This is a genomic window from Pseudomonas sp. SIMBA_067, from assembly GCF_046534675.1.
GTDB lineage: Bacteria > Pseudomonadota > Gammaproteobacteria > Pseudomonadales > Pseudomonadaceae > Aquipseudomonas > Aquipseudomonas putida.
Genome location: NZ_JAWRYH010000633.1, coordinates 1 through 263 on the forward strand (window position 1 = coordinate 1; position 263 = coordinate 263).

A 263-nucleotide genomic window follows, 5' to 3' on the forward strand; every position below is an offset into this window, starting at 1 on the left:
CACCGCATGGGTTGCCGTCAAGATCGACACGCGTTGCGCCGGGTTTAACACCGTAAAGATAACGCCAGCTCGAAGTGTAGAGACGTAAAGCGGATCGTAATTGCGTTTTGCTCAGGTTCATTTCCCCGGCAACACGATCGACCAAATCCTGAAAAATACCGATTTTCAGCGGACGCGCTTCACCTTCCGCACTGAAACAGTGGGGAAAACGTTCGGCCAGAAACGCGATTACTTCTTTACTGCTATTCAACTTAGGTTGATTT

Annotated in this window: 1 protein-coding gene; it reads right to left on the minus strand. The window is 49.4% G+C overall.

All coding sequences use genetic code 11. From position 1 onward, the window contains the following. A partial coding sequence (gene proQ, locus SB765_RS30640; protein ID WP_410932619.1) for an RNA chaperone ProQ occupies positions 1 to 263 on the minus strand: 263 nt, incomplete at both ends.